The organism is Actinomadura sp. DC4 (assembly GCF_030406325.1).
Classification (GTDB): Bacteria; Actinomycetota; Actinomycetes; order Streptosporangiales; family Streptosporangiaceae; genus Actinoallomurus.
On record NZ_JAUEQY010000037.1, the window covers coordinates 1 to 20585 of the forward strand.

At 68.2% G+C, this 20585-nt stretch carries 18 protein-coding genes; 9 read left to right on the forward strand and 9 right to left on the reverse strand.

Annotated elements, in window-relative coordinates:
• On the forward strand, positions 1–521 hold a 521-nt coding region (locus tag QWU11_RS40560), incomplete at its 5' end, for a response regulator transcription factor (protein WP_290119885.1).
• On the opposite strand, the gene QWU11_RS40565 is transcribed toward QWU11_RS40560, so the two are convergent.
• Both QWU11_RS40565 and QWU11_RS40570 read right to left on the reverse strand, forming a co-directional pair.
• Positions 484–1203, reverse strand: coding sequence for a universal stress protein (locus tag QWU11_RS40565; RefSeq protein WP_290119886.1), 720 nt, complete (start codon positions 1201–1203; stop codon positions 484–486). The two genes, QWU11_RS40560 and QWU11_RS40565, sit on opposite strands and share 38 nt — an antisense overlap.
• Positions 1204–1348: 145 nt before the next feature.
• Positions 1349–2308 (reverse strand): hypothetical protein, encoded by a 960-nt coding sequence (locus QWU11_RS40570; RefSeq protein WP_290119887.1) that lies wholly within the window; start codon positions 2306–2308, stop codon positions 1349–1351.
• A gap of 309 nt (positions 2309–2617) precedes the next feature.
• On the opposite strand from QWU11_RS40570, the gene QWU11_RS40575 reads away from it, so the two are divergent.
• On the forward strand, positions 2618–3145 hold the full coding sequence (locus tag QWU11_RS40575) for a BON domain-containing protein (protein ID WP_290119888.1): 528 nt from the start codon (positions 2618–2620) through the stop codon (positions 3143–3145).
• A gap of 75 nt (positions 3146–3220) precedes the next feature.
• Here QWU11_RS40575 and QWU11_RS40580 read toward each other — a convergent pair whose 3' ends face one another.
• Positions 3221–3574 carry a hypothetical protein gene (locus QWU11_RS40580; RefSeq protein ID WP_290119889.1) on the reverse strand — a complete coding sequence of 118 codons (354 nt, stop codon included), beginning with the start codon at positions 3572–3574 and terminating at the stop codon, positions 3221–3223.
• Between the two features lie 255 nt (positions 3575–3829).
• Between QWU11_RS40580 and QWU11_RS40585 the strand changes: the two genes are divergently transcribed.
• The 5 genes from QWU11_RS40585 to pflA all read left to right on the forward strand — a co-directional run bounded on the left by QWU11_RS40585 (position 3830) and on the right by pflA (position 10855).
• On the forward strand, positions 3830–4801 hold the full coding sequence (locus tag QWU11_RS40585) for an ABC transporter ATP-binding protein (RefSeq protein ID WP_290119890.1): 972 nt from the start codon (positions 3830–3832) through the stop codon (positions 4799–4801).
• A complete protein-coding gene (locus QWU11_RS40590; RefSeq protein WP_290119891.1) occupies positions 4798–6384 on the forward strand; it encodes an ABC transporter permease in 1587 nt (528 codons plus the stop codon). The genes QWU11_RS40585 and QWU11_RS40590 overlap by 4 nt, the downstream gene beginning before the upstream one ends.
• A gap of 90 nt (positions 6385–6474) precedes the next feature.
• On the forward strand, positions 6475–7707 hold the full coding sequence (locus QWU11_RS40595) for an acetyl-CoA hydrolase/transferase C-terminal domain-containing protein (protein ID WP_290119892.1): 1233 nt from the start codon (positions 6475–6477) through the stop codon (positions 7705–7707).
• Between the two features lie 89 nt (positions 7708–7796).
• Entirely contained in the window at positions 7797–10067 is a 2271-nt protein-coding gene (gene pflB / locus QWU11_RS40600) for a formate C-acetyltransferase (protein ID WP_354670942.1), read from the forward strand.
• A gap of 2 nt (positions 10068–10069) precedes the next feature.
• Positions 10070–10855 (forward strand): pyruvate formate-lyase-activating protein, encoded by a 786-nt coding sequence (pflA, locus tag QWU11_RS40605; protein ID WP_290119893.1) that lies wholly within the window; start codon positions 10070–10072, stop codon positions 10853–10855.
• Here pflA and QWU11_RS40610 read toward each other — a convergent pair whose 3' ends face one another.
• From QWU11_RS40610 to QWU11_RS40625, 4 genes are all read right to left on the reverse strand, one after another.
• On the reverse strand, positions 10856–11278 hold the full coding sequence (locus QWU11_RS40610) for a pyridoxamine 5'-phosphate oxidase family protein (RefSeq protein ID WP_290119894.1): 423 nt from the start codon (positions 11276–11278) through the stop codon (positions 10856–10858).
• A 191-nt stretch (positions 11279–11469) separates the two neighbouring features.
• Positions 11470–12750 (reverse strand): serine hydrolase, encoded by a 1281-nt coding sequence (locus tag QWU11_RS40615; RefSeq protein WP_290119895.1) that lies wholly within the window; start codon positions 12748–12750, stop codon positions 11470–11472.
• Positions 12751–12999: 249 nt separating this feature from the next.
• A complete protein-coding gene (locus QWU11_RS40620) occupies positions 13000–13941 on the reverse strand; it encodes an EamA family transporter (protein WP_290119896.1) in 942 nt (313 codons plus the stop codon).
• Positions 13942–14008: 67 nt separating this feature from the next.
• Positions 14009–14815 (reverse strand): SGNH hydrolase domain-containing protein, encoded by an 807-nt coding sequence (locus tag QWU11_RS40625; RefSeq protein WP_290119897.1) that lies wholly within the window; start codon positions 14813–14815, stop codon positions 14009–14011.
• Between the two features lie 566 nt (positions 14816–15381).
• On the opposite strand from QWU11_RS40625, the gene QWU11_RS40630 reads away from it, so the two are divergent.
• Both QWU11_RS40630 and QWU11_RS40635 read left to right on the forward strand, forming a co-directional pair.
• On the forward strand, positions 15382–16707 hold the full coding sequence (locus QWU11_RS40630) for a hypothetical protein (RefSeq protein ID WP_290119898.1): 1326 nt from the start codon (positions 15382–15384) through the stop codon (positions 16705–16707).
• A gap of 286 nt (positions 16708–16993) precedes the next feature.
• A complete protein-coding gene (locus QWU11_RS40635) occupies positions 16994–18310 on the forward strand; it encodes a hypothetical protein (protein WP_290119899.1) in 1317 nt (438 codons plus the stop codon).
• Between the two features lie 92 nt (positions 18311–18402).
• Here the strand turns inward: QWU11_RS40635 and efeB are convergent, their stop codons facing one another.
• A complete protein-coding gene (gene efeB, locus QWU11_RS40640; RefSeq protein ID WP_290119900.1) occupies positions 18403–19626 on the reverse strand; it encodes an iron uptake transporter deferrochelatase/peroxidase subunit in 1224 nt (407 codons plus the stop codon).
• On the reverse strand, positions 19623–20477 hold the full coding sequence (gene efeO, locus QWU11_RS40645; protein ID WP_290119901.1) for an iron uptake system protein EfeO: 855 nt from the start codon (positions 20475–20477) through the stop codon (positions 19623–19625). The genes efeB and efeO overlap by 4 nt, the downstream gene beginning before the upstream one ends.
• Positions 20478–20585: the final 108 nt, after the last annotated feature.

A 20585-nucleotide genomic window follows, 5' to 3' on the forward strand; every position in this document is an offset into this window, starting at 1 on the left:
CGCTGCGCCCCGACGTCGCCGTGCTGGACGTACGCCTCCCGGACGGCGACGGGGTGACCGTCTGCCGCGAACTCCGCTCCCGCATGCCCGAGCTCGCCTGCCTGATGCTCACCTCCTTCGCCGACGAAGAGGCACTGATCGACGCCGTGATGGCGGGCGCGTCCGGTTACGTGCTCAAGCAGATCCACGGCTCGGACCTCGTCGGCGCGGTCCGAACCGTCGCCGCCGGTGGATCGCTCCTCGACCCGCGCAGCACCGCCCAAATCCTGCAACGACTCCGCGAGCGTCCCCGGAAGGACCCGCTCGCCGCCCTCACCGAACAAGAACGCAAGATCCTCGACCTCATCGGCGACGGCCTCACCAACCGCCAGATCGGCGAACGCCTCTTTCTCGCCGAAAAGACCGTCAAGAACTACGTGTCCAGCATCTTCTCCAAGCTCAACCTGCACCGACGTACGCAGGCCGCCACTCTCATCACCCGCCTCAGAGCCGACGACTCACATTCCGCTCCCGGCGAGTAGCCTGCCGGACGACGGCCACCGGGCAGTGAGCGCGATGCACCACCGCCTGGCTCACCGAGCCCAGCAGCATGCCGCTGAGGCCGCCGTGCCCGCGCGATCCGACCACGAGCAGCCGCGCTCCCGCGGACTCCTCGATCAGTGCGTGACTCGCGAGGTCGGCCGAGACGACGACACGAAGGTCCGCGTGCCCTGCGCCAAGCGAGGTGAGCATCGCCTCGGCGTCTGCCCTCCCCGCCTCGTCTTCGACGGCGTGCACGAGCGTGACACCGCAATCCCGGTCTCTCGCCTCGGCGAAGGCGAAGTCGATCGCCGGCTCCGACAGTCCGGTGCCATCGACACCTACGACGACGCGCCCGGCCGAAGGTCCTGGCCCGTCGGATGATCCGGGACGGACGATGACCACCGGCACGCTCGCGTGCGCGGCCAGCGCCATGGCCGTCGAGCCGTCCGCCAGATCGGACATCCGCAGAAAGGTCGCGGAGCCGACGACGATCATCGAGGCGTCCAGGTCCGCGGGGAGCCCGGGATCACGGCCGGACAGGACCCGTACCCGCACGCCGCGACGTCCGGCCTCGCGGTACGCCCAGGCGATGGCGTCCCGCCCTGAGTCCGTGCCGTCGACCTCGACGACGATCGGGCGGGAGCCGGTGGACGGCAGGGCGTCGTCAGTTTCACACTTCACGGAACGCTCGTGGTTCATGGCCCCTCCCGGACTACGGTCCGCTGACATCAGGCTTCCGGCCGGACCCTTCGGAGTCAGGAGGCCTAGGTCCCGTCACGTACGAGACAACATCCCGGCACCGGCGACGCCTCCGGCGGGGCGGCGGTCACGGTTCCGGTCTGCTCACGTCGGCCGAAGGCCGGCGTACGCTCGCGATCTCGCTGTCGGCGAAGCCCAGCCGCAGGATCATCTGCGGATACGCGCCGTCGCAGTACCCCGCGCGGATGAAGTCCCGCAGTTGCGGAATCTCCAGCGCCTGCGTGTGGAACGCGGCGCAGACTCCGTCCTCGGTGGCGCGGAGCAGGACCCGTTGCAGCGCCTGGCCGGCCCGCAGCCAGTCGGGCCGCTCGTCGGTGTCGGTCGTGATCAGGACGACGACTCCAGTGGCGTCCTGCTGATCGTCGCCCAGCAGTCCCCAGCCCTGCCCTCGCGCGAAGTCGCGCTCCGCGAAATAGGGATCGGTGTGTTCGTGGGTCTGCGGGTAGGCGTCGTCATGCACGCCATCGAGCCGGGCACTTCCCGGACGCGGCGCCCAGTGTGCCATCTCCGCGGCGTAGGCGGGGTTCTGCCGATGAGTCTGCTCGGCGACCTCGGTGAGAGCGGCGAGCGCGATTCGCGCCCTGGGGTCCGCGACGATGCGGAGCATGACACCCTCGTCGTAGGCGTGGGTCCTCAGCGTCTGGAGCAGCCCGGCCGGCAGTCCTTCGAGGCGGAACCCGCCTCGGTGAGTGCGCCGCCGCCGGATCTGCGCGTACATCCGTTCCTCCTCGACGGTGGCCTGCCCGGGCTCCCCTACGGCCACGTCGGCGATCAGTCCGGGCCGGCCGGGGTCGGACAGAAACCGAACATGAGGGTGACGGCCGAGGTGCCTGGCGGCGAGGCGAAGCGTGTAGAGCGCCGCCCCACAGCTGATCAGCATCTCCCGGCCATCGGGGTCGGCGACGCTCAGCCGGCGCTCCAGCTCGGCGTGCACGGTCACCGTCGAGCCGCGTGTACCGAACCACCACGGTTGCGTGTTGTGCACTGACGGCGCCCACACCGCCTCGTCGAGGAGACGCTGCGCCATCTTCTCTTCCTCTGTTGTGACATTCATGATCGGCCTGCCGGGTGTGATTGCCGAACGTGGGGCTTGAGCGATGACCTCGGCACGTTGCGGACACGTCGAGGGGAAGTGCCCACGATCACGTACGGGTCTTGGGAACCGCGTTGCCGACCTCCTTCTCTCTGTTAACCATCGCTCGCGCGCAGGCGGGGTGGAGAGTGCCGAGCGGCCTCGGAACAGGGGACCTTCGGCCCGTCCGGAACGGCGGTACTCAGGCCAACCTGGGAACGTGTGTGCGAGCTCCGGGCCTGAGCCGAGGTGAGGAGCACGATCATGATCTTCGCCGCGGGCGGAGCCGGCCTCGCCCCGTTGCGTCCCGCGATGCTCCACGCACTCGGCCGGCGAGCGGCCTACCGCCGCATCACGGTCCTGATCGGCGCTCGTCCTGCGGCGGATGCCAGCTCGCGGCGTCCTGCACCGGCTCCAGCGGCACACCGACCGATCGAAGGCGAACGCCACCCAGGCGTCCGAGCTGATGAGCTCTCCCGCGCGGCCAGCGGCAGGCTCACCGGCATCGTCACCAGATCCGACCTGCTGGCCGTGTACGAACGCCCGGCCGAGGGCATCCAGCGCGAGGTCCTGCACGACCTCATCGAGGACGTGTTCGGTATGGACGCCCGGCGGTTCACCGTGAGCGTCGACCAGGGAACCGTGACGCTCCGCGGCGATATCAGGGATCGGAGTGCCGCCAAGGTGCTCACCGACGCCGTACGACATGTCGAAGGCGTCGTCACCGTCATCGACGAACTGACCTGTCAGGACCTCGACCGACCCTCCGCGACGCCACCGAACGACCGGTGAGGCGTCCACGACCGCCTTACGTGACCATCGTGGTGGAGAGGGAGAAGTAAGCCTCCTCCTGAGCGAAGTGCAGGATCAGCACGGCGTGCAGTTCGTACAGGCAGGCCCGCAGGTCATGCCGTTGGTCCGGGCGTCTGCGGCGACGCGGATCCGTTCCAGGGAGCGTCGTAGCAAAGCGTGCTCTTGGTCGAAGCGGTACAGCATCGCGTCCGCCGCCCACTCCCCGCCCGGGGACACGGCCTTTCCGACGACGACGTTCTGACCGTCCACCCGTCCCTCGGTGCCGTGGCCGGGCACTTCACCGGTCTTGTCCATGATGAGGGGGCGTGCGCGACCGAGCGTCTCCAGCGCCGCACCGTCCTTGACGATCACACCGTGGCGGGCCGTTCCCGACGGCCCGGCGACGATGGCGACCGGCGCCGCCGGCAACAGAGGGCAGGGTGTGGCCACGACGAGTACCGCCACCGCACGTACGAGCCGCCCGGAGACCAGCCATGCTCCGCCGGCGTTGACGGTCCCGCTGCGTACACTCGCGCCCTCGGTGTACTCGACCCTTTTCGTGGCCGAGCCCCGTCCTGCGCACGCCCAGGCCGTCGATCCCAGGGGAAGCGGGACCTTCGTCCCTGCCGGTGAAACCGGGCGTACGCGACCTTGTGGGAAGCACCGAGCCCCAAGGAGGGAGCCATGCCGACCACTGCCGTAGAAGCGTCCTCGACATCGAGGCGGGAGCACGCCGTCGCCATCTCGGCCGCCGGGGTGGTGAAGACGTTCGGGCGAACCCGGGCGCTGGACGAGCTGGATCTCACGGTCGCCACCGGAGAGGTGCACGGCTTCCTCGGCCCCAACGGCGCCGGCAAGACCACCACCATTCGCGTCCTGCTCGGACTGCTTCGCATCGACGCCGGGCAGGTGCGGCTGCTGGACGGCGACCCCTGGGGTGACGCCGTCACCCTGCATCGCCGGCTCGCGTACGTGCCCGGCGACGTGAGCCTGTGGCCCAAGCTGTCCGGCGGAGAGATCATCGACGTCTTCGGCCGGCTGCGCGGGGACCTGGATCCGGTCCGGCGGGACGAACTCCTCGAACGGTTCGAACTCGATCCGACGAAGAAGGCGCGGACGTACTCCAAGGGCAACCGGCAGAAGGTCGGGCTGGTGGCGGCCCTGGCCTCCAGTGCGGAACTGCTGATCCTGGACGAGCCGACCTCCGGGCTGGACCCGCTGATGGAGACCGTCTTCCAGGACTGCATCCGTGAGGTCAAGGAAGAGGGCCGTACGGTCCTGCTGTCCAGCCACATCCTGGCCGAGGTCGAGGCACTGTGCGACCGGGTGACCATCATCCGGGAGGGCAGAAGCGTCGAGAGCGGAACCCTCAGCGAGCTCCGGCATCTGACCCGTACCTCCATCGACGTGCACACGGTCCGGCCGACGGCCGGGCTCAACGAGCTGGCCGGGGTGCACGGCCTGCGGGTCGACGGCGACCGGGCCTGTTTCGACGTTGACACCAACGAGCTGGACGGCGTCGTACGCCATCTCACGCGGTTCGGCATCCGGACCCTGAGCAGCCGGCCGCCCACGCTGGAGGAGCTGTTCCTGCGTCACTACGGCGACGAACTCGCGGACGGTCGCCGACCGTCTGCCGAAAGGCGGGCACGGTGAGGACCGAGCTGACCGGTACGGTCGCGCTGACCCGGTTCATCCTGCACCGCGACTGGATACGCGCCCTGATCTGGATCACGGCGATCGCCGTCGTGGAGCTGCTGACGGCCTTGAGCACCACCAGGATCTATTCCACTCAGGCCGATCTGATCCGGTCCGTGGAAGCCGCCCACGGCAACGCCGCGATCATCGCGATGAACGGCCCGGCCCAGGGGCTCGACACGATCGGTGGTCAGGTGGTGTTCCAGATCGGCGCCACCGGTCTGGTCGCCGTCGCGCTGATGGCCGTGTTCATGATCGGCCGCGAGACCCGCGCCGAGGAGGAGACCGGACGACTGGATCTGGTCCGGGCGATGCCGGTCGGCCGCCACTCCGCCACGGCCGCCGCCCTCACCGTCGTCGCCGGCATGAGCGCGGTGGTCGGGACCCTGGTGACGCTCGGGCTGGTCGGACTGGGCCTGCCGGCGCACGGCTCGATCCTGTTCGGCGCCACGTTGTGCGCGGAAGGACTGGTCTTCGCCGGTGTCACCATCGTGGTGGCCCAGTTCACCGAGAACACACGGATGGTGTTCGGCAGCGCCGGAGCCGTGGTGGGCGCGACGTTCGTGGCCCGTGCCGCCGGCGACGTCGGCGACAACCCGCTGAGCTGGTTCTCCCCCATCGGGTGGGCGCAGAAGACCCGGCCGTACGCCGGCGACCGGTGGTGGCCCCTCCTGATCATGACCGTGTCCGTCGTGGCTCTCGTGAGCTTGGGAGCCGCGCTCTCGACTCGACGGGACATCGACGCCGGGTTCATCCGGCCCCGTCCGGGGCCGCGGATCGCGACGCCTGCTCTCGGCCGGCCGCTCGGGCTGGCCCTCCGGCTCCAGCGCGGCAGCCTGATCGGCTGGACCGTCGGGCTTTTCGTGGCCGGCACCGCCGTGGGATGGATCGCCAACGACGTCGAGGACCTCGTGGGTGACAACCAGGCCATGCGCAAGACCATCGCCCAGCTCGGCGGGGTCAGCCTCACCGACTCCTACCTGTCCACCGAGATGCTCTTCGCCGCTCTCATAGCCACCGGTTTCGCTCTCCAGTCGGTTCTGCGGCTACGGGGTGAAGAGACGGCCCTGCGGGCGGCGCCCCTGCTCGCGACCCCCCTGTCCCGCCGGCAGTGGATCCTCAGCCACCTGATCATCGCGCTGGGCGGCAGCGTGATCGTCCTCGCCGCCGCCGGTCTCGGCAGCGGCCTCACGTACGGCATCGTCATCGGCGACCCGAGCCAGGTCCCCCGCATGCTCGGCGCCGCACTGACCTACGTGCCGGCACTGTGGCTGTTCGTCGGCCTCGCCGCGCTGCTCTTCGGCCTCATCCCCCGCGGCGTCGCCGCGGCATGGGCGGCCCTTGCCGCGTGCTTCGTCGTCGGCCTGCTCGGAGCGGCGCTCAGTCTTCCGACCTGGGCCGAGGACGTCTCACCGTTCCGGCACACACCACGTCTCCCGGGAGCGAGCCTGACCGCCGTCCCACTCAGCGTCCTCACGGCGATCGCGGCGGCACTGACCGTCGGCGGCGTCTTCGCCTTCCGCCGACGGGACGTCGGTTAGGCCGTGGGGCCCGACGAGTGGGGTTCGCAGAACGTCATGACCGCACCGGCAGCGTAGAACTCATCCGTCCGATGACTTGGGAGTGACCTGATGCGACTGATCTCAACGGACCGGCTCGCCGCCGTGTTCTCTCGGCTGCCGGGAGTCCCGCGTGTGGTGGCGGGCGGCAACTTCGCCACACCGCGGCACCTCCTGGCCGTACTGGACGCCGCGGTGGCGGAGTACCGCCTGTTCGTCCTCAACGCGCAGGCCGGGATGCCCGACCGTGACGGCGTGCTGCTCGAAACGCCGTTCGCCGGTCCGGGCATGCGCAACCGTACGGGCCTGCGCTACTTTCCCTCCCGGCTGTCGCTTGTGCCGCATCTGCTGAAGGACGCACTGCCGCCGGACATCGTGCTGATCCAGACGTCCATGCCGGTGGACGGCACCGTCTCCCTCGGGATCGAGGTCAACATCCTGCCCGCCGCCGTCGAGGCGGTACGCGCCCGCGGCGGGCTGGTGATCGCCCAGCACAATCCGCACATGCCCTACACCTACGGCGACGCGATCCTGTCCGTGACGGAGATCGACTATGCGATCGAGTCCGACGAGCCGCTGCCCGTGCCGGCCCACCGCACGCTCGGCGACGTGGCGCACGTCATCGGCGCCCGGGTCGCCGACCTGGTGCCGGAGAACGCCACGTTGCAACTGGGCATCGGCGCGGTACCCGACGCGGTGCTGCACTCGCTGCGGGACCGGCGCGGGCTCGCCATCTGGTCGGAGATGTTCAGCGACGGCGTACTCGACCTGGAGAAGGCCGGCGCGCTGAGCCCGCACGACCCGATCACCGCCTCGTTCGCGTTCGGTGGCGAAGAGCTGTACGACTGGCTCGACCACAACGAACGGGTCCGGATGCTCCGGACCGAGAAGACCAACGACCCGGGGTCGATCGCCCGGCGGCCGCGGCTGGTGTCGGTCAACTCCGCGCTCCAGGTCGACCTGTTCGCGCAGGCGAACGCGAGCCGGGTGCACGGTGTCATCTACTCCGGCTTCGGCGGGCAGACCGACTTCGTGGTCGGCGCGCTGCACTCTCCCGGCGGACGCGCGGTCATCGCGCTGCCCTCCTGGCACCCGAAGGCCGACGTGTCGACCGTGATTCCGCGCCTGGCCGGCCCGGTGACCTCGTTCCAGCACAGCTTCATCGTCAGCGAGCAGGGCACGGCGACGATCTGGGGCCAGGACGCGGCGACACAGGCACAGCAGATCGTGGACAACGTCGCCCACCCGGACGCGCGAGAGAACCTGCGCGCAGCAGGCCGCGATCTCGGTTTTCCTCTGCGCTGACCAGCGCACTGGTCTTTGGTCCTGTCGATCACGTGGCCTATGGCCGCTGCTTTCAGGCCCTCACGGGACGAGAGTCGGAGATGACGGACATGGAGGTTGAAGTGACCACGATGAACGCCGAGAAGGCGACGGAACGGTCCGCATGGCGCGAGTTCGAGGGCACGGGATGGCGGAGGCGGATCGACGTACGCGGCTTCGTCCAGGCGAACTACACCCCCTACGAGGGCGAGGCGTCCTTCCTGACCGGTCCCACCGAGCGCACGCGCCGGCTCTGGGAGCGGCTCGCGGCGATGTTCCCCGAGGAGCGCCGCCGCGGGATCCTCGACGTGGACGCCGCGACGCCCTCCTCGATCACCTCGCACGGCCACGGCTACATCGACCGCGACCACGAGCTGATCGTTGGCTTGCAGACCGACGCGCCGCTCAAGCGCGCCATCATGCCGAACGGTGGCCTGCGCATGGTGGAGAACGGCCTGGCCGCCTACGGCTACGAGCTGGACCCCCAGGTACGCAAGGTGTTCACCGAGTACCGCAAGACCCACAACGACGGCGTGTTCGACGCCTACACCCCGCAGATCCTGAGCGCACGCCGATCGCACGTCATCACCGGTCTGCCCGACGCGTACGGGCGCGGTCGCATCATCGGCGACTACCGCCGGGTGGCGCTGTACGGCGTGGACCGGCTCGTCGAGGCCAAGGAGACCGAGCGCCGCCGTCTCGACGCTCCGCCGTCGACCGCCGAGGTGATCCGCGACCGGGAGGAACTCGCCGAGCAGGTCCGCGCGCTGGGCGAGCTGAAGGAGATGGCGGCCTCCTATGGCCATGACATCTCCGGGCCGGCGCGTACCGCCCGCGAGGCGATCCAGTGGCTGTACTTCGGCTACCTGGCCGCCATCAAGGAGCAGAACGGCGCCGCCATGTCGCTCGGCCGGACGTCCACGTTCCTCGACGTCTACCTGCAGCGCGACCTCATGGCAGGGAGCCTGGACGAGAGCGGGGCCCAGGAGCTGATCGACGACTTCGTCATCAAACTGCGGATCGTACGTTTCCTCCGCACGCCCGAGTACGACCAGCTCTTCTCCGGCGACCCGACCTGGGTGACCGAGTCGATCGGCGGGATGGGCGAGGACGGCCGCACACTCGTCACCCGGACCTCGTACCGGTACCTGCAGACGCTGTACAACCTCGGGCCCGGTCCCGAGCCGAACCTGACCGTGCTCTGGTCCACCCGGCTGCCCTGGCCGTTCAAGCGGTTCTGTGCCCAGGTCTCGATCGACACCAGCTCGCTGCAGTACGAGAGCGACGACCTGATCCGCCCGCGTTTCGGGGACGACACGGCGATCGCCTGCTGCGTCTCGGCCATGGAGGTCGGCAGGAAGATGCAGTTCTTCGGAGCGCGGGTCAACCTCGCCAAGGCGCTCCTGTACTCGATCAACGGCGGGCGCGACGAGCTCAGCGGCGAGCAGGTCACGCCGCCCTTCCCGGCGCTGACCGGCGACGTCCTGTCCTATGAGCAGGTCAGGTCCGCCTTCGACCACGTGCTGGACTGGCTCGCCGCCACCTACGTCGACGCGCTCAACGTCATCCACTACATGCACGACAAGTACGCCTACGAACGCGTCGAGATGGCATTGCACGACCACCCCGTCATGCGAACGATGGCCTGCGGCATCGCCGGGCTCTCCGTGACCGCCGACAGCCTCTCCGCGATCAGGTACGCGCGCGTACGCGTGATCCGGGACGGGACCGGGCTCGCGGTCGACTACGCGGTCGAGGGCGACCATCCCACCTACGGCAACAACGAGGACCGGGCCGACCGGATCGCCGTGGACCTGGTCGAGTCGTTCATGACCAAGCTGCGCTCCCGCCCGACCTATCGGGACGCCGAGCACACGCTGTCGGTGCTCACCATCACCTCCAACGTCGTGTACGGCAAGCACACCGGCAACACCCCCGACGGCCGACGCGCCGGTGAGCCGTTCGCGCCCGGCGCCAACCCGATGAACGGCCGGGACCGCCACGGAATGGTCGCCGCCGCGCTGTCGGTGGCCAAGATCCCCTACGACCAGGCGCGGGACGGCATCTCCCTCACCGAGACGGTCACCCCGGCCGGTCTCGGCCGTACGCGCGAGGACCGGATCGGCAACCTGGCCGGCGTCCTGGACGGGTACATCGACGCGGGCGGTTACCACATGAACGTCAACGTGCTCGACCGTGCCACGCTGCTGGACGCGATGGACCACCCCGAGCGGTACCCGCAGCTCACGATCCGGGTGTCCGGTTACGCGGTGAACTTCGTCCGCCTGACGCCGGAGCAGCAACGCGACGTCGTCAACCGAACGTTCCATGGATCGCTGTGATCATGACCACCCGCGATCGGCTCCTGGCCGAGGCGGCCGCCGAGCTCCACGAGCCCGGCGGCCCCACCGGGGCGGTGCACTCCTGGGACCTGTCCACAGGCGTGGACGGTCCCGGAACCCGCTTCGTCGTGTTCACCGGCGGCTGCCCGCTGCGCTGCCTGTACTGCCAGAACCCCGACACGTGGCGGATGCGCGACAGCCGCCGGGTCTCAGTGGAGGAGGTGATGACCGAGATCGAGCGGTATCGCCGTTTCATCTCGGTCGCCGGAGGCGGCGTCACGATCAGCGGCGGCGAACCCCTGCTCCAGCCCGCCTTCACCGGCGCGCTGCTACACCGCTGCCACCGGCTCGGGCTGCACACGGCGCTCGACACGTCCGGCCACCTCGGCGACCGCGCCGACGACGCTCTGCTCGCCGACACCGACCTGGTCCTGCTCGACATCAAGGCGTGGAATCCGCGGACGTACCGGGCGCTGACGGGCGGCGAGCTGGCTCCGACCCTGCGATTCGCCCGGCGGCTCGCCGACCTCCGCCGCCCCACGTGGGTGCGGTTCGTCCTCGTCCCCGGTGTCACGGACGCCGAGGACGAGATCGACGGCATCGCCGCCTTCGTCGCCACGCTGCCCAACGTCGAACACGTGGACGTCCTGCCCTTCCACCGGCTCGGCGCGGCGAAGTACGAGCGACGGGGAATCCCCTTCCCGCTCGCTGCGACTCCGCCACCGGACCCGGAACTCCTCGAGCGTGTCCACGCCCGGTTCCGCGCCCACGGCGTACGGAGCAGGTGACTACGCCCTCGGCGTGGCCTTCTGGATGCGCCGGCCGCTGATGCGGGTGGGCCGGATACGCAGGTACAGCTCCCTGTCGCCGCCCGCCCATGGCTCGACGCCCGATTCCAGGACCGACGCGCGCTCTTCCTCGGAGGTCACATGGTGCACCGACCCCTGGACGAGCACGCTCCATCCCTCGCGCGCCGCGGGGTCCAGCTCATCGACCTCGAACGCGACCTTGTACTCGGCGTCCGCGATCCCCGTTCGAAGATCCTCATCCGTCGGACTGTCATGCGCCGTCCGGAAGACGATCGTGCCCTCGTGCAGCGCGAAGTTGACCGGAAGAATCGTGGGCCCGTACCGGCCGAGGTAGGCCAGCCTCCCGACCGCGGCCGACGAGATCAAGCGCAGGCACTCCGCCTCGTCCAGGGCTTCGGGCACCGGACCTCCGCCCCCCGGACCAGGAACACCGCCAGGTGCATCATCGGTCATGCCATCACAGCCTTGCTTCCGTCGACGGAGTCGAGTTCAGATCAAGAGACTTCCCCGCGCCACCGCACCTTACCCGGATCGGGAGACGACGATATGCCCGCGCGAAGCCGCCTCCCGACCCTTCGTGGTAACGGCGTCGGCTACCGCCCGGCCTCGTAGGCGTCCATCGCGCGGCCGAGCTTCGCGAACTTCTCGGTGCGGTTCACCGCGGGCTGGACGGGCGGGTCCATGGGCCGGTTCGTGTCGATGTAGCGCCAGCCGAGATTGCTGAAGGCGACGATGATGTAGTCGCGCTTCGGCTTGCCCGGCAGCGAATGCACGATCCCCGCGTCCCCTGCCGCGAACGCGGTCAGCCCCGTCTTGTGGGCGAAGGTGACCTCGGCGGCGTCCTGGCAGGGCTGCACGGGATGGACGTACTTCCCGTCGGTCGGATCGTTGTTGACCGTCACCGTCCCATCAGCGCCGATCCACCGCTGCGAGATGCGCTGCGGCATCCCCTGGGCCGGGTAGGAGTAGCCGCAGTAGTTCGTCGTCGACAGGACGTTGTTCCACCCCTGGTCACCGAGTTCCTTCATGAAGAACTCACGGGACGACGCGCTCAGGACGTTGCTGGTGACCGGCTCGCCGTTCGGAGCGGTCCACGCCCGGCCCGGCACGCCGTCGATGAGCGCCAGCAGTTTGGCGGTGTCCAGCGAGGACATCGTGACGTAGTCGGACCAGTCGCCATTGGCCGGGTCGGTGCCCTTCAACTGCAACATCTCCAGGCCAATGTCCTGGAATCGCTGATTGAGCCAGTCGACCCCGCCGTGCTCGTGCATCACCTTGATGAGCGAGCACGTCGCGCCGTTGTCCGAAATAGTGATCATCCGGTCGAAATACTCGCCGATGGTGCGGGTGGTCGCGCCCTCACACCGGTCGGATGGCTTCGTCGGCGTGTAAGCGTAGGTGTCGCTGAGATTGATGGCGCCCTTGTCCACCAACTGCATGATCCCGAAGCCGACCATCAATTTGATGATGGACGCCGGGTAGGGCTCCATGAAGTCGAGGGGGGCGTTCTCGCGGCCGGGGACGGTGTCGGTCGTTCCCTGACCGTTGCCCGCGTCCCACTGGCCGGTGTCCCACAGCCGGTACCGGACCGCGGTGGTGTGCAGGTTCCCGTCCACCGGGACGACGACGCCGTCCTTGTAGCGCGGGCTCATCAGGACGGTGCCGGAGGAGCGAGGCCGCCCCTTCTTGTCGAGTTCGATGACGGTCACGTCGACCTGCGGTTGCTGGTGGATCGTCGTGGCGGCGGCAGTGCTCAGCGCGGGCGTGTGCTCCGGGGGCGCGGGTTCGGCCTGCCGCTGCGCGCGGAGAGCGCGGGCCTGGGCCGATCCCGGCGGGGCCGTGTCCAGGACGTCGCCGAAGTTCAGTCCGGCCATGGTCTGCCGAAGCCGCTCGGCAAGGCCACCAGACCGGTGCGTGACCGCATCCGCCGGCTGGATCATGGTGGCCGTTAACACGGCCGCGCCGCCGAGCATGGCCAGAGCTCGACCGCGTTCGCGAAATCGATGCAAGATCATCGCGACAGAATAGCCCCGAACATGGCTACCGTCCGGGAGTCAATGGATCGGGTAACGGCCGAAGTGTACTGACTGGTCAGGGCGCGGTCGGGACTGTTACCACGGTCCTTATCCGGTCTGTTCTTTGATCTGCTTTTCGGACCAGACCGCCCAGGAGCCGGCGGCGACCATCAGCAGAACGCCGAGCGAGGCCAGAACGGTGATCTGCTCCCTCAAGAACAGCCACCCCACGAACAGGCTGGCGACCGGTTCGAGGCCCGTGAGGACCCCGAACGTCTCTTCGGCGATGAACCTCAGGGCCAGGACCGCCAGCACCGTCTCGACGAAGCCGGACAGCAGACCCGAAGCCGCGCAGATGCCGAGCGCGTGGCCGGTCGCCCAATGCGCATTCGTGAAAATGAGAACCGGAGCCAGCATGACCGAGGACAACAGACCCGCGATGGCCGTTCCCTGGGCCAGTCTCCCGGCGTCCTCCAACCGCCCGGACACCTTCAACAGGTTCCAGCCGCAGGCCGCGGCCAGCACCGCCGCCCCGAAACCCAGCACGTCGAACCGGCCGGTCCACGGCCGGGTGAGCGCGAGCATCGCGACCGCGGCCAGCAGCGGGCACAGCAGCCCGCTGATCCGGCGAGGACCCGTACGAGGGAACAGCAGCCCCCATACCGTCACCATCACCGGGCCGCCGAAGGCGATCGAGATCACCGTCTCGAGGCTGTGCAGCCTCCCGAGTGACAGGTACGTCGCCGGCAGCACGACCGCGTTACCGACCGCGAGCCGCAGGATCAGAAGGGGCATGCCTTCTGACGCCCTGATCTCGTGAAACGCCTTCAGGAGACCGGGGCGGTCGGGGGCACGCACGACGAGGCGGCCGAACGGGTTCCGGCCCGCCCAGAGTGCGAAGACGACACTGCCGAAGACGGTCGCCAGGGCACCTGCCACCACGGGTGAGATCCGGTCGAACGCCAGCGAGCTGACGGCATCCCCCATCGCACAGGCGGTCATCGCCGCACCGGCCAGGACGGCGCCGAGTATCTGCCTGCGGTGCGGCACTGGTGCATTTCGTTGCATGGGTCCCCCGCTGCGGCACGGGTGTACCGGACACCCTTCGCCGATCGCCTCAGCGTCCGGCGGCGAGTCGTGCCAGCTCTGGGACGTGAGCGATGAGGTAGTCCGCGACCTGGACTCCGCCGGGGTCATCGAAGTGGATGGTGTCCGGCCGGAAGTCCACGCCGTTGACCAGCCCGCAGGGCGGCCCGGACGGGCAGACGACCGGTGCCGGGTCGACCAGGCTCACCCTGTCCCGGTGGGATGCCGCCCAGCGCAGGTACAGGTCACGAATCTTCTCGACGCTCGGGCCCGGCGCGTCGAGACGGATCGCCGGCGCGTGCTCGTACCACAACGGCAGGATCACGACGACCTTGGCACCACGGGCGGTGACGCGGCGGAGGGCGTCGTCCCACTCGGCCAGCACCCGTCGACGCCATTCATCGCTCCCGGGGGGAACGTAACGGTCCAGTAGGAGAATGCCTCGTATCTCCGTGACCGACTCCCACAGGACCAGTTTCGGCGCATAGGTCGCGGTCATTGCCGCCTGTTTGGCCGCGACGAGCCGTGGGCACTCGCCGCCCCGGAGCGGTCTGCGGTCCCCGTCCGGGTAGATGGCCACGAGTGGCAGAGTCCCCACCGGGCATGCGGTCAGCGCTCCGTCGATCACGCGCACGCCGCGCGGGCCGAGGCGACGCGCCAGGTAGTAGGCGTAGTCGCGGGCGACCGAGTCACCGATCACCGCCACGGTCGGCGCCGACGGCGCGGACGACGAGCCGGTGACGATGAAGGGGCGCGTGTCACCGCCCGCGGGCGTCGGCTTCGGCAGGTTCATGTGACGCGGAGGCACCGGTTCGGCCGTCGCGCGCACCGGTGCCATCGCGCCCACGTTCACTGCGAGCGCCAGCAAGAGAACCGCGCGAACATACGTTAACGCCATTTTAGCCCGACTTATTCGATGCACTTCCAAACCGATTTCCACGAGCCTTGACACTAACGCGCACGGACGACAGTGCCGCTAGACACCGACACATCTATTTTGGGGCCTGTTGGCGCATACTTTCTCGACGATTTACTCCCCCGCGAGGGCCGTCGATCCTCTTTAGTAATAAGCCAGGCCAATGGACCCCGATTGCGCACTCAGTGGTTATTCGGGTCATTCCAACGCCTCGTCGCGCCTACCGGTTCACACACCGCCATGCCGGGCTTTTCGAGATCCATGCGGGCGTTCGCGCCGCCCGGCCACCAGATTTAGCGTGTGGTAATGACATTGTTTTTGGTTCAGGCATCCCAGAGCTTGAAGTCGCCTGTCCGATTCGTCTCGCGTCAGCATGTCAGAATCCAGCCATGCGAATAGCGATCACTAATCATCGGAGAGGCTGCCGCAGGCAGAATATTTACAGCGGCGCCCGTCGTAAGTCGTTCCGCTTGCTCTGTATCGCCACAATGGCGGTCACGCTCGCGCCTCTCTCCGCACATGGTGCCGGCATCGCGGTATCCGCGGCTCCCCAGCACCACAAGAACCTTCCGGTCGGGGGTGTCTACACCGGTACGGACGGCTTCAAGCCGATCCTGCACACCACGCCGGACGGGACCCACCAGGCGTGGACCATCAGCCACCACGCGTACACGGGGCAGACGCGGCCCAAGGTCTCCTGCGTCAACATCGACACCGGCGTCCTGTGCAACGACGTGAACAACCAGGCGACCGAGTGGCCGAAGCCGCTGAACACGACGGAAGGCCCGCTGCGCACCGGCCCCGTTGGCAACATGGCGACGACCCAGGTGCTCCAGACCATCCTCGACGGCCCGAACTCCCAGTTCGTCCGCTTTCCCGCCGTCACCACCACGCCGCTGCCCGGGTATCCGAACGGCTCGGTCGGCGTGGGCTGTGTCGACATGGACAGGCAGGCGAACTGCACCTACCGGCCGCTGGCCGGGTTGACCAACAATCCGGGTCAGAGCAACGTCAACGGCCTGACCGGCTTCGACCGGGTCAAGGACCGGCTCTACGGCACGATCACCACCGGCCAGGTGCTCTGCTACGACACGGTCATCGAGGCACCGTGTCCCGGCCAGCCGTTCGACGTCGGCTCACCGCCCAACACCGACAAGGCGGGCCTCGCGCCCGATGACTTCATCGGCTCCACCGAGCTGGTGAACGACAAGGTCTTCCTCTCCTCGAACCCGCAGTACGCGGCGAAGACCCTGCATCCGGGGCCACCGGCCGTGACCTGCTTCGACCCGGTCACCAACCAGGCGTGCGCGGGCTTCGGAACCAAGATCATCAGCAATCCCCGGGTGTTGAACACGCTCGCGGTGAGCGGGAGCTTCGACACCGCGGGTAACGCGCTCGGCGCATGCGTCTTCTCCGGGAACCAGGACTATCCGGCACCGATCACGAACTGCTGGGACTTCGACGGCAAGCCGATCGCGCCGCCGTTCGAGCTGGCGACCGCCTTCCCACCCGCCGGTAAGGACAGCATCGTGTTCCAGCCGCTGACCATTAAGATCCTCAACGGCGAGCTCCGCAGCTATTTCCCGGGCTACACCGAGGACCGGGTGCATCTGGGATACACGGCCTGCTACAGCTGGACCACGGCCAGCGCCTGCCATGGCTTCCCCGGACCACTGCCGAACCAGAACACGCTCGGCGGGGACACCCATCCGTACGGCTATGGCTACAACCCGCTGAACAACTGCCTGTACGGCGTGGGCCATACCGGTTACATGTTCAGCGAGAACGCCACCACCGGTTCATTCGGCTGCTGACGCAGGCGTCCCGGGTGGTGACCGGCTTGCACTTCCGCTCCTCTTCTCGGAGCAGCGGTCATCACCCGGGGCGCGGAGGGGCGATTCACCCAGACCCGGCCGACACAACCGGAAGTGTCGGTGAGTTCACGGCCGGATTCGATGCGATATTTCAGGGCGGAGAATACGGACAGCCATGGGAAGAACAGCAATTCGCCACAAAAAAATCCGCCGTGTTGCTGTCTTTTTGGGCGGCGCCCGCCCTAAGTTGTTCCGGTTGCTCGGTGCCCTCGCATTAGTGTTCGGCATGGTGCCGCCATCGGTACCAGGGACGAGCCTGGCCGCCGTGCTGGACAAGGCCCACCACAGAAACATTCCGGTCGGGGGTGTCTACACCGGTACGGACGGGTTCAAACCGATCCTGCACACCACGCCGGCGGGGATCCACGAGGCGTGGACCATCAGCCACCACGCGTACAACGGAGAGGCCCGTCCGAGGGTCACCTGCGTCAACATCGACACCGGGACGCTCTGCAACGACACGGCCAGTCAGGCGACCGAGTGGCCCAAGGCGCTGAACACCTCCGCCGGTCCGCTGCGTGCCGGCGGCAACGTCGGCAACGTCGCGACGACGCAGGTCATCCAGACCGTGCTCGACGGCGCGAACTCCCAGTTCGTTCGCTATCCCGCCGTCACCACGACACCACTGCCCGGATACCCGAGCGGCTCGGTGGGGGTGGGCTGTCTGGACATGGACCAGCAGGCGAACTGTCAGTACCGGCCACTGGTGGCGCTGACCAACAATCCGGGTCAGAGCAACGTCAACGGCCTGACCGGCTTCGACCGGGTCAAGGACCGGCTCTACGGCACGATCACCACCGGCGAGGTCATCTGCTACGACACGGTCCTGGAGGCACCGTGTCCCGGCCAGCCGTTCGACGTCGGCTCGCCGCCCAACACCGACAAGGCGGGCTTCGCGCCCGATGACTTCATCGGCTCCACCGAGCTGGTGAACGACAAGGTCTTCCTCTCCTCGAACCCGCAGTACGCGGCGAAGACCCTGCATCCGGGGCCACCGGCCGTGACCTGCTTCGACCCGGTCACCAACCAGGCGTGCGCAGGCTTCGGAACCAAGATCATCACCGATCACTCGGTGCACAGCACGCTCGCGGTGTCCGGAAGCTTCGACACCGCCGGGAACGCGCGCGGCGCGTGCGTCTTCTCCGGCAACGCGAACTTCCCCGCGCCGATCACGAACTGCTGGGACTTCAACGGCAACCCGATCACGCCGCCCCCCGAACTGGCGACCGCCTTCCCACCCGCCGGAAGGGACAGCATCGTGTTCCAGCCGCTGACCACCAAGATCATCAACGGCGAGCTCCGCAGCTATTTCCCGGGCTACACCGAGGACCGGGTGCATCCGGGATACACGGCCTGCTACAGCTGGACCACGGCCAGCACCTGCCATGGCTTCCCCGGACCACTGCCGAACCAGAACACCTTCAACGGCGACACCCATCCCTACGGCTACGCCTACAACCCGGCGAACAACTGCCTGTACGGCATGGGCCACACCGGCTACATGTTCAGCGAGAACGCCACCACCGGATCATTCGGCTGCTGATCAGGCCAGGTCCGGTTTTCAGGGCGTGACCTGGGTGATCTTGTTGCCGAGATTCTCGACCGCCCGCGGACCGCCCAGCGGTCCGTGGGTGACTAGATGAAGAGGGTGTCTCCCCAGAACCCGCCTTTGTGTACGCCTGGTGGGCAGGCGTAGATGCCTGAGCTGACGTGCTGGATGTATTCGTTCATGTGGTCGTTGGCGGCGAGGCGGTTCTGCAGGGGGACGAATTGGGTGCGGGGGTCGCGTTGGTAGGCGATGAAGAACAGGCCGGCGTCGAGGCGGCCGAGTCCGTCGCTGCCGTCGGTGAAGGAGTAGCCGCGGCGCAGGATCCGGACGCCGCCGTTGCTGTCGGGGTGGGCGAGCCGTACGTGGGCGTCGGCGGGCAGCTCGGCGAGTGGCACCGGGTCGCGTTCGCGTTTGGTCCCGTAGGGGTTGCCCTCGCCCTTCGTGCGGCCGAAGACGTCTTGTTGCTCCTTGAGAGAGGTGCGGTCCCAGGTCTCGATGTGCATGCGGATGCGGCGGGTGACCAGGTAGGAGCCGCCGTTCATCCAGGCCGCGCCGTCCTTGGCCGCGGCCCACACATGCTGGTCCAGGGCCGCCTGGTCATCGCCGGGAATGTTGCGGGTGCCGTCCTTGAAGCCGAACATGTTGCGCGGCGTCTGCTGCTGCGGCGTGGTGGAGGAGGTCTTGCCGAAGCCGAGCTGGGACCAGCGCACCGCCACCACACCGAAGCCGATCCGGGCCAGGTTACGGATGGCGTGCACCGCGACCTGCGGGTCGTCCGCGCAGGCCTGGACGCAGATGTCACCGCCGCTGCGGTCGGCGTCGAGGTTGTCGCCGGGAAAGTGCGGCAGGTCGATCAGGGCGGCGGGGCGCCGCGCCTTCAGACCGAACCGGTCCTCACCACCGGACTCGAACAGCGCCGGCCCGAACCCCACCGTCAAGGTGAGGCGGGCCGCCGGAAGACCCAGCGCCTCACCCGTGTCATCAGGCGGCGATTCGGGCAGGCCACCGGCCGCCGCGCCGTACGGGTGGCCGGCGGTCAGCGCCGCACCGGCCGCGGTCCACTCCTTCAACATCCGCACCAGACGATTCCGGTCGTCGGTGACCACATCGAACGCGGCGAAATGCAGGCGGTCCTGCACCGGCGTCGCGATCCCGGCCTGATGCACGCCGAAGAACGGCACCGGCCCGTCATCGCCCGTCGCACCGGTGTGGGCCTGGGCGACCGAGACCAGGCCGGCCCCGGCCGCGGCACCCGCGGCCAGGGTCACACCCGAATAGCCGAACAACCGGCGCCGGGAGACCTCTGTCACTTCGCGACCACCCCGGCCAGCTTGGACAGCGGCTCACCCAGAGCGTTCACCTCATCGGACAGCTCCTTGCGCTCAGATTTGCCGACCGTGTCATAGGAGACGTAGCCCTCACCCTTCTCATACCTGGTCAACAGCTTCTGCACCTTGGCGAACTCACCGGTCAAATCCGAGGTGAGCGCCGCATCACGCTCCTGCACCACCGGCTTGAGCAACTCGAACACCTTCTGCGCACCATCGACGTTGGCCTTGAAATCACTCAGATCGGTGTGGGAGAAGGTGTCCTCCTCACCGGTGATCTTCCCCGTCGCGACCTCATCCAGAAGCTCCTTGGCACCGTTCGCCATCGACGTCGCGGTGATCGACGCCGTCCCCACCCGGACCTTGAGGGTCTCGACGTTCTTCACCAGATCGTCGGCGTAGGGGCCCTCACCCTTGAGCGACTTCGTCTTCCACAACGCCTTCTCGATCTGATGCCAGCCCGTCCACTTCTGACCCTTCTCCAGATCCGCCTCACGCGTGTCGGTCTTGGGATCGATGTCACCAAAAGACTCCGCCACCGGCTCAACGCTCTCCCACCCGAACCGCGACGGCGCGAACTCCGCCTTCGCACCCGCCAAGTCCCCAGCCGAGACCGAAGCAGCGAACTTCTTGACCTTGGAAAGGGTGTCATCCACCTGATCACCCACGTAGACCCGGTACGCCGCGACCGCCTGATCCAGACGCGGGTCGGTCGCGGTGACCCTGACCTCGTCATCCTGACCGGACGAGGAGTCGCCCTTCCCGCACGCGGACAACGCCGAAAATGACACGAAGACGGCGCTCGCGGTGACGAGCAGACGAACTGGACGCATGAGAACTCCAGCGGACGACGGTGAATCGGGCCGACAGCTTTCCTAAGCCCGAGGTGTGCCCCAACTTAGCCTCAACTCCATTTTGTCAGGCCACACGCGCGCACGACT

Excerpts from the sequence above, each read along its gene's own strand:
- QWU11_RS40575 (WP_290119888.1), top strand. The coding sequence starts at position 2,618 with ATGATCTTCGCCGCGGGCGGAGCCGGCCTCGCCCCGTTGCGTCCCGCG.
- pflA (WP_290119893.1), top strand. The coding sequence starts at position 10,070 with ATGACCACCCGCGATCGGCTCCTGGCCGAGGCGGCCGCCGAGCTCCAC.
- QWU11_RS40630 (WP_290119898.1), top strand. The coding sequence starts at position 15,382 with ATGGCGGTCACGCTCGCGCCTCTCTCCGCACATGGTGCCGGCATCGCG.
- QWU11_RS40635 (WP_290119899.1), top strand. The coding sequence starts at position 16,994 with ATGGTGCCGCCATCGGTACCAGGGACGAGCCTGGCCGCCGTGCTGGAC.
- QWU11_RS40595 (WP_290119892.1), top strand. The coding sequence starts at position 6,475 with ATGCGACTGATCTCAACGGACCGGCTCGCCGCCGTGTTCTCTCGGCTG.
- QWU11_RS40615 (WP_290119895.1), bottom strand. The coding sequence starts at position 12,750 with ATGGCCGGACTGAACTTCGGCGACGTCCTGGACACGGCCCCGCCGGGA.
- pflB (WP_354670942.1), top strand. The coding sequence starts at position 7,797 with ATGGAGGTTGAAGTGACCACGATGAACGCCGAGAAGGCGACGGAACGG.
- efeO (WP_290119901.1), bottom strand. The coding sequence starts at position 20,477 with ATGCGTCCAGTTCGTCTGCTCGTCACCGCGAGCGCCGTCTTCGTGTCA.
- QWU11_RS40585 (WP_290119890.1), top strand. The coding sequence starts at position 3,830 with ATGCCGACCACTGCCGTAGAAGCGTCCTCGACATCGAGGCGGGAGCAC.
- QWU11_RS40570 (WP_290119887.1), bottom strand. The coding sequence starts at position 2,308 with ATGGCGCAGCGTCTCCTCGACGAGGCGGTGTGGGCGCCGTCAGTGCAC.
- QWU11_RS40625 (WP_290119897.1), bottom strand. The coding sequence starts at position 14,815 with ATGGCACCGGTGCGCGCGACGGCCGAACCGGTGCCTCCGCGTCACATG.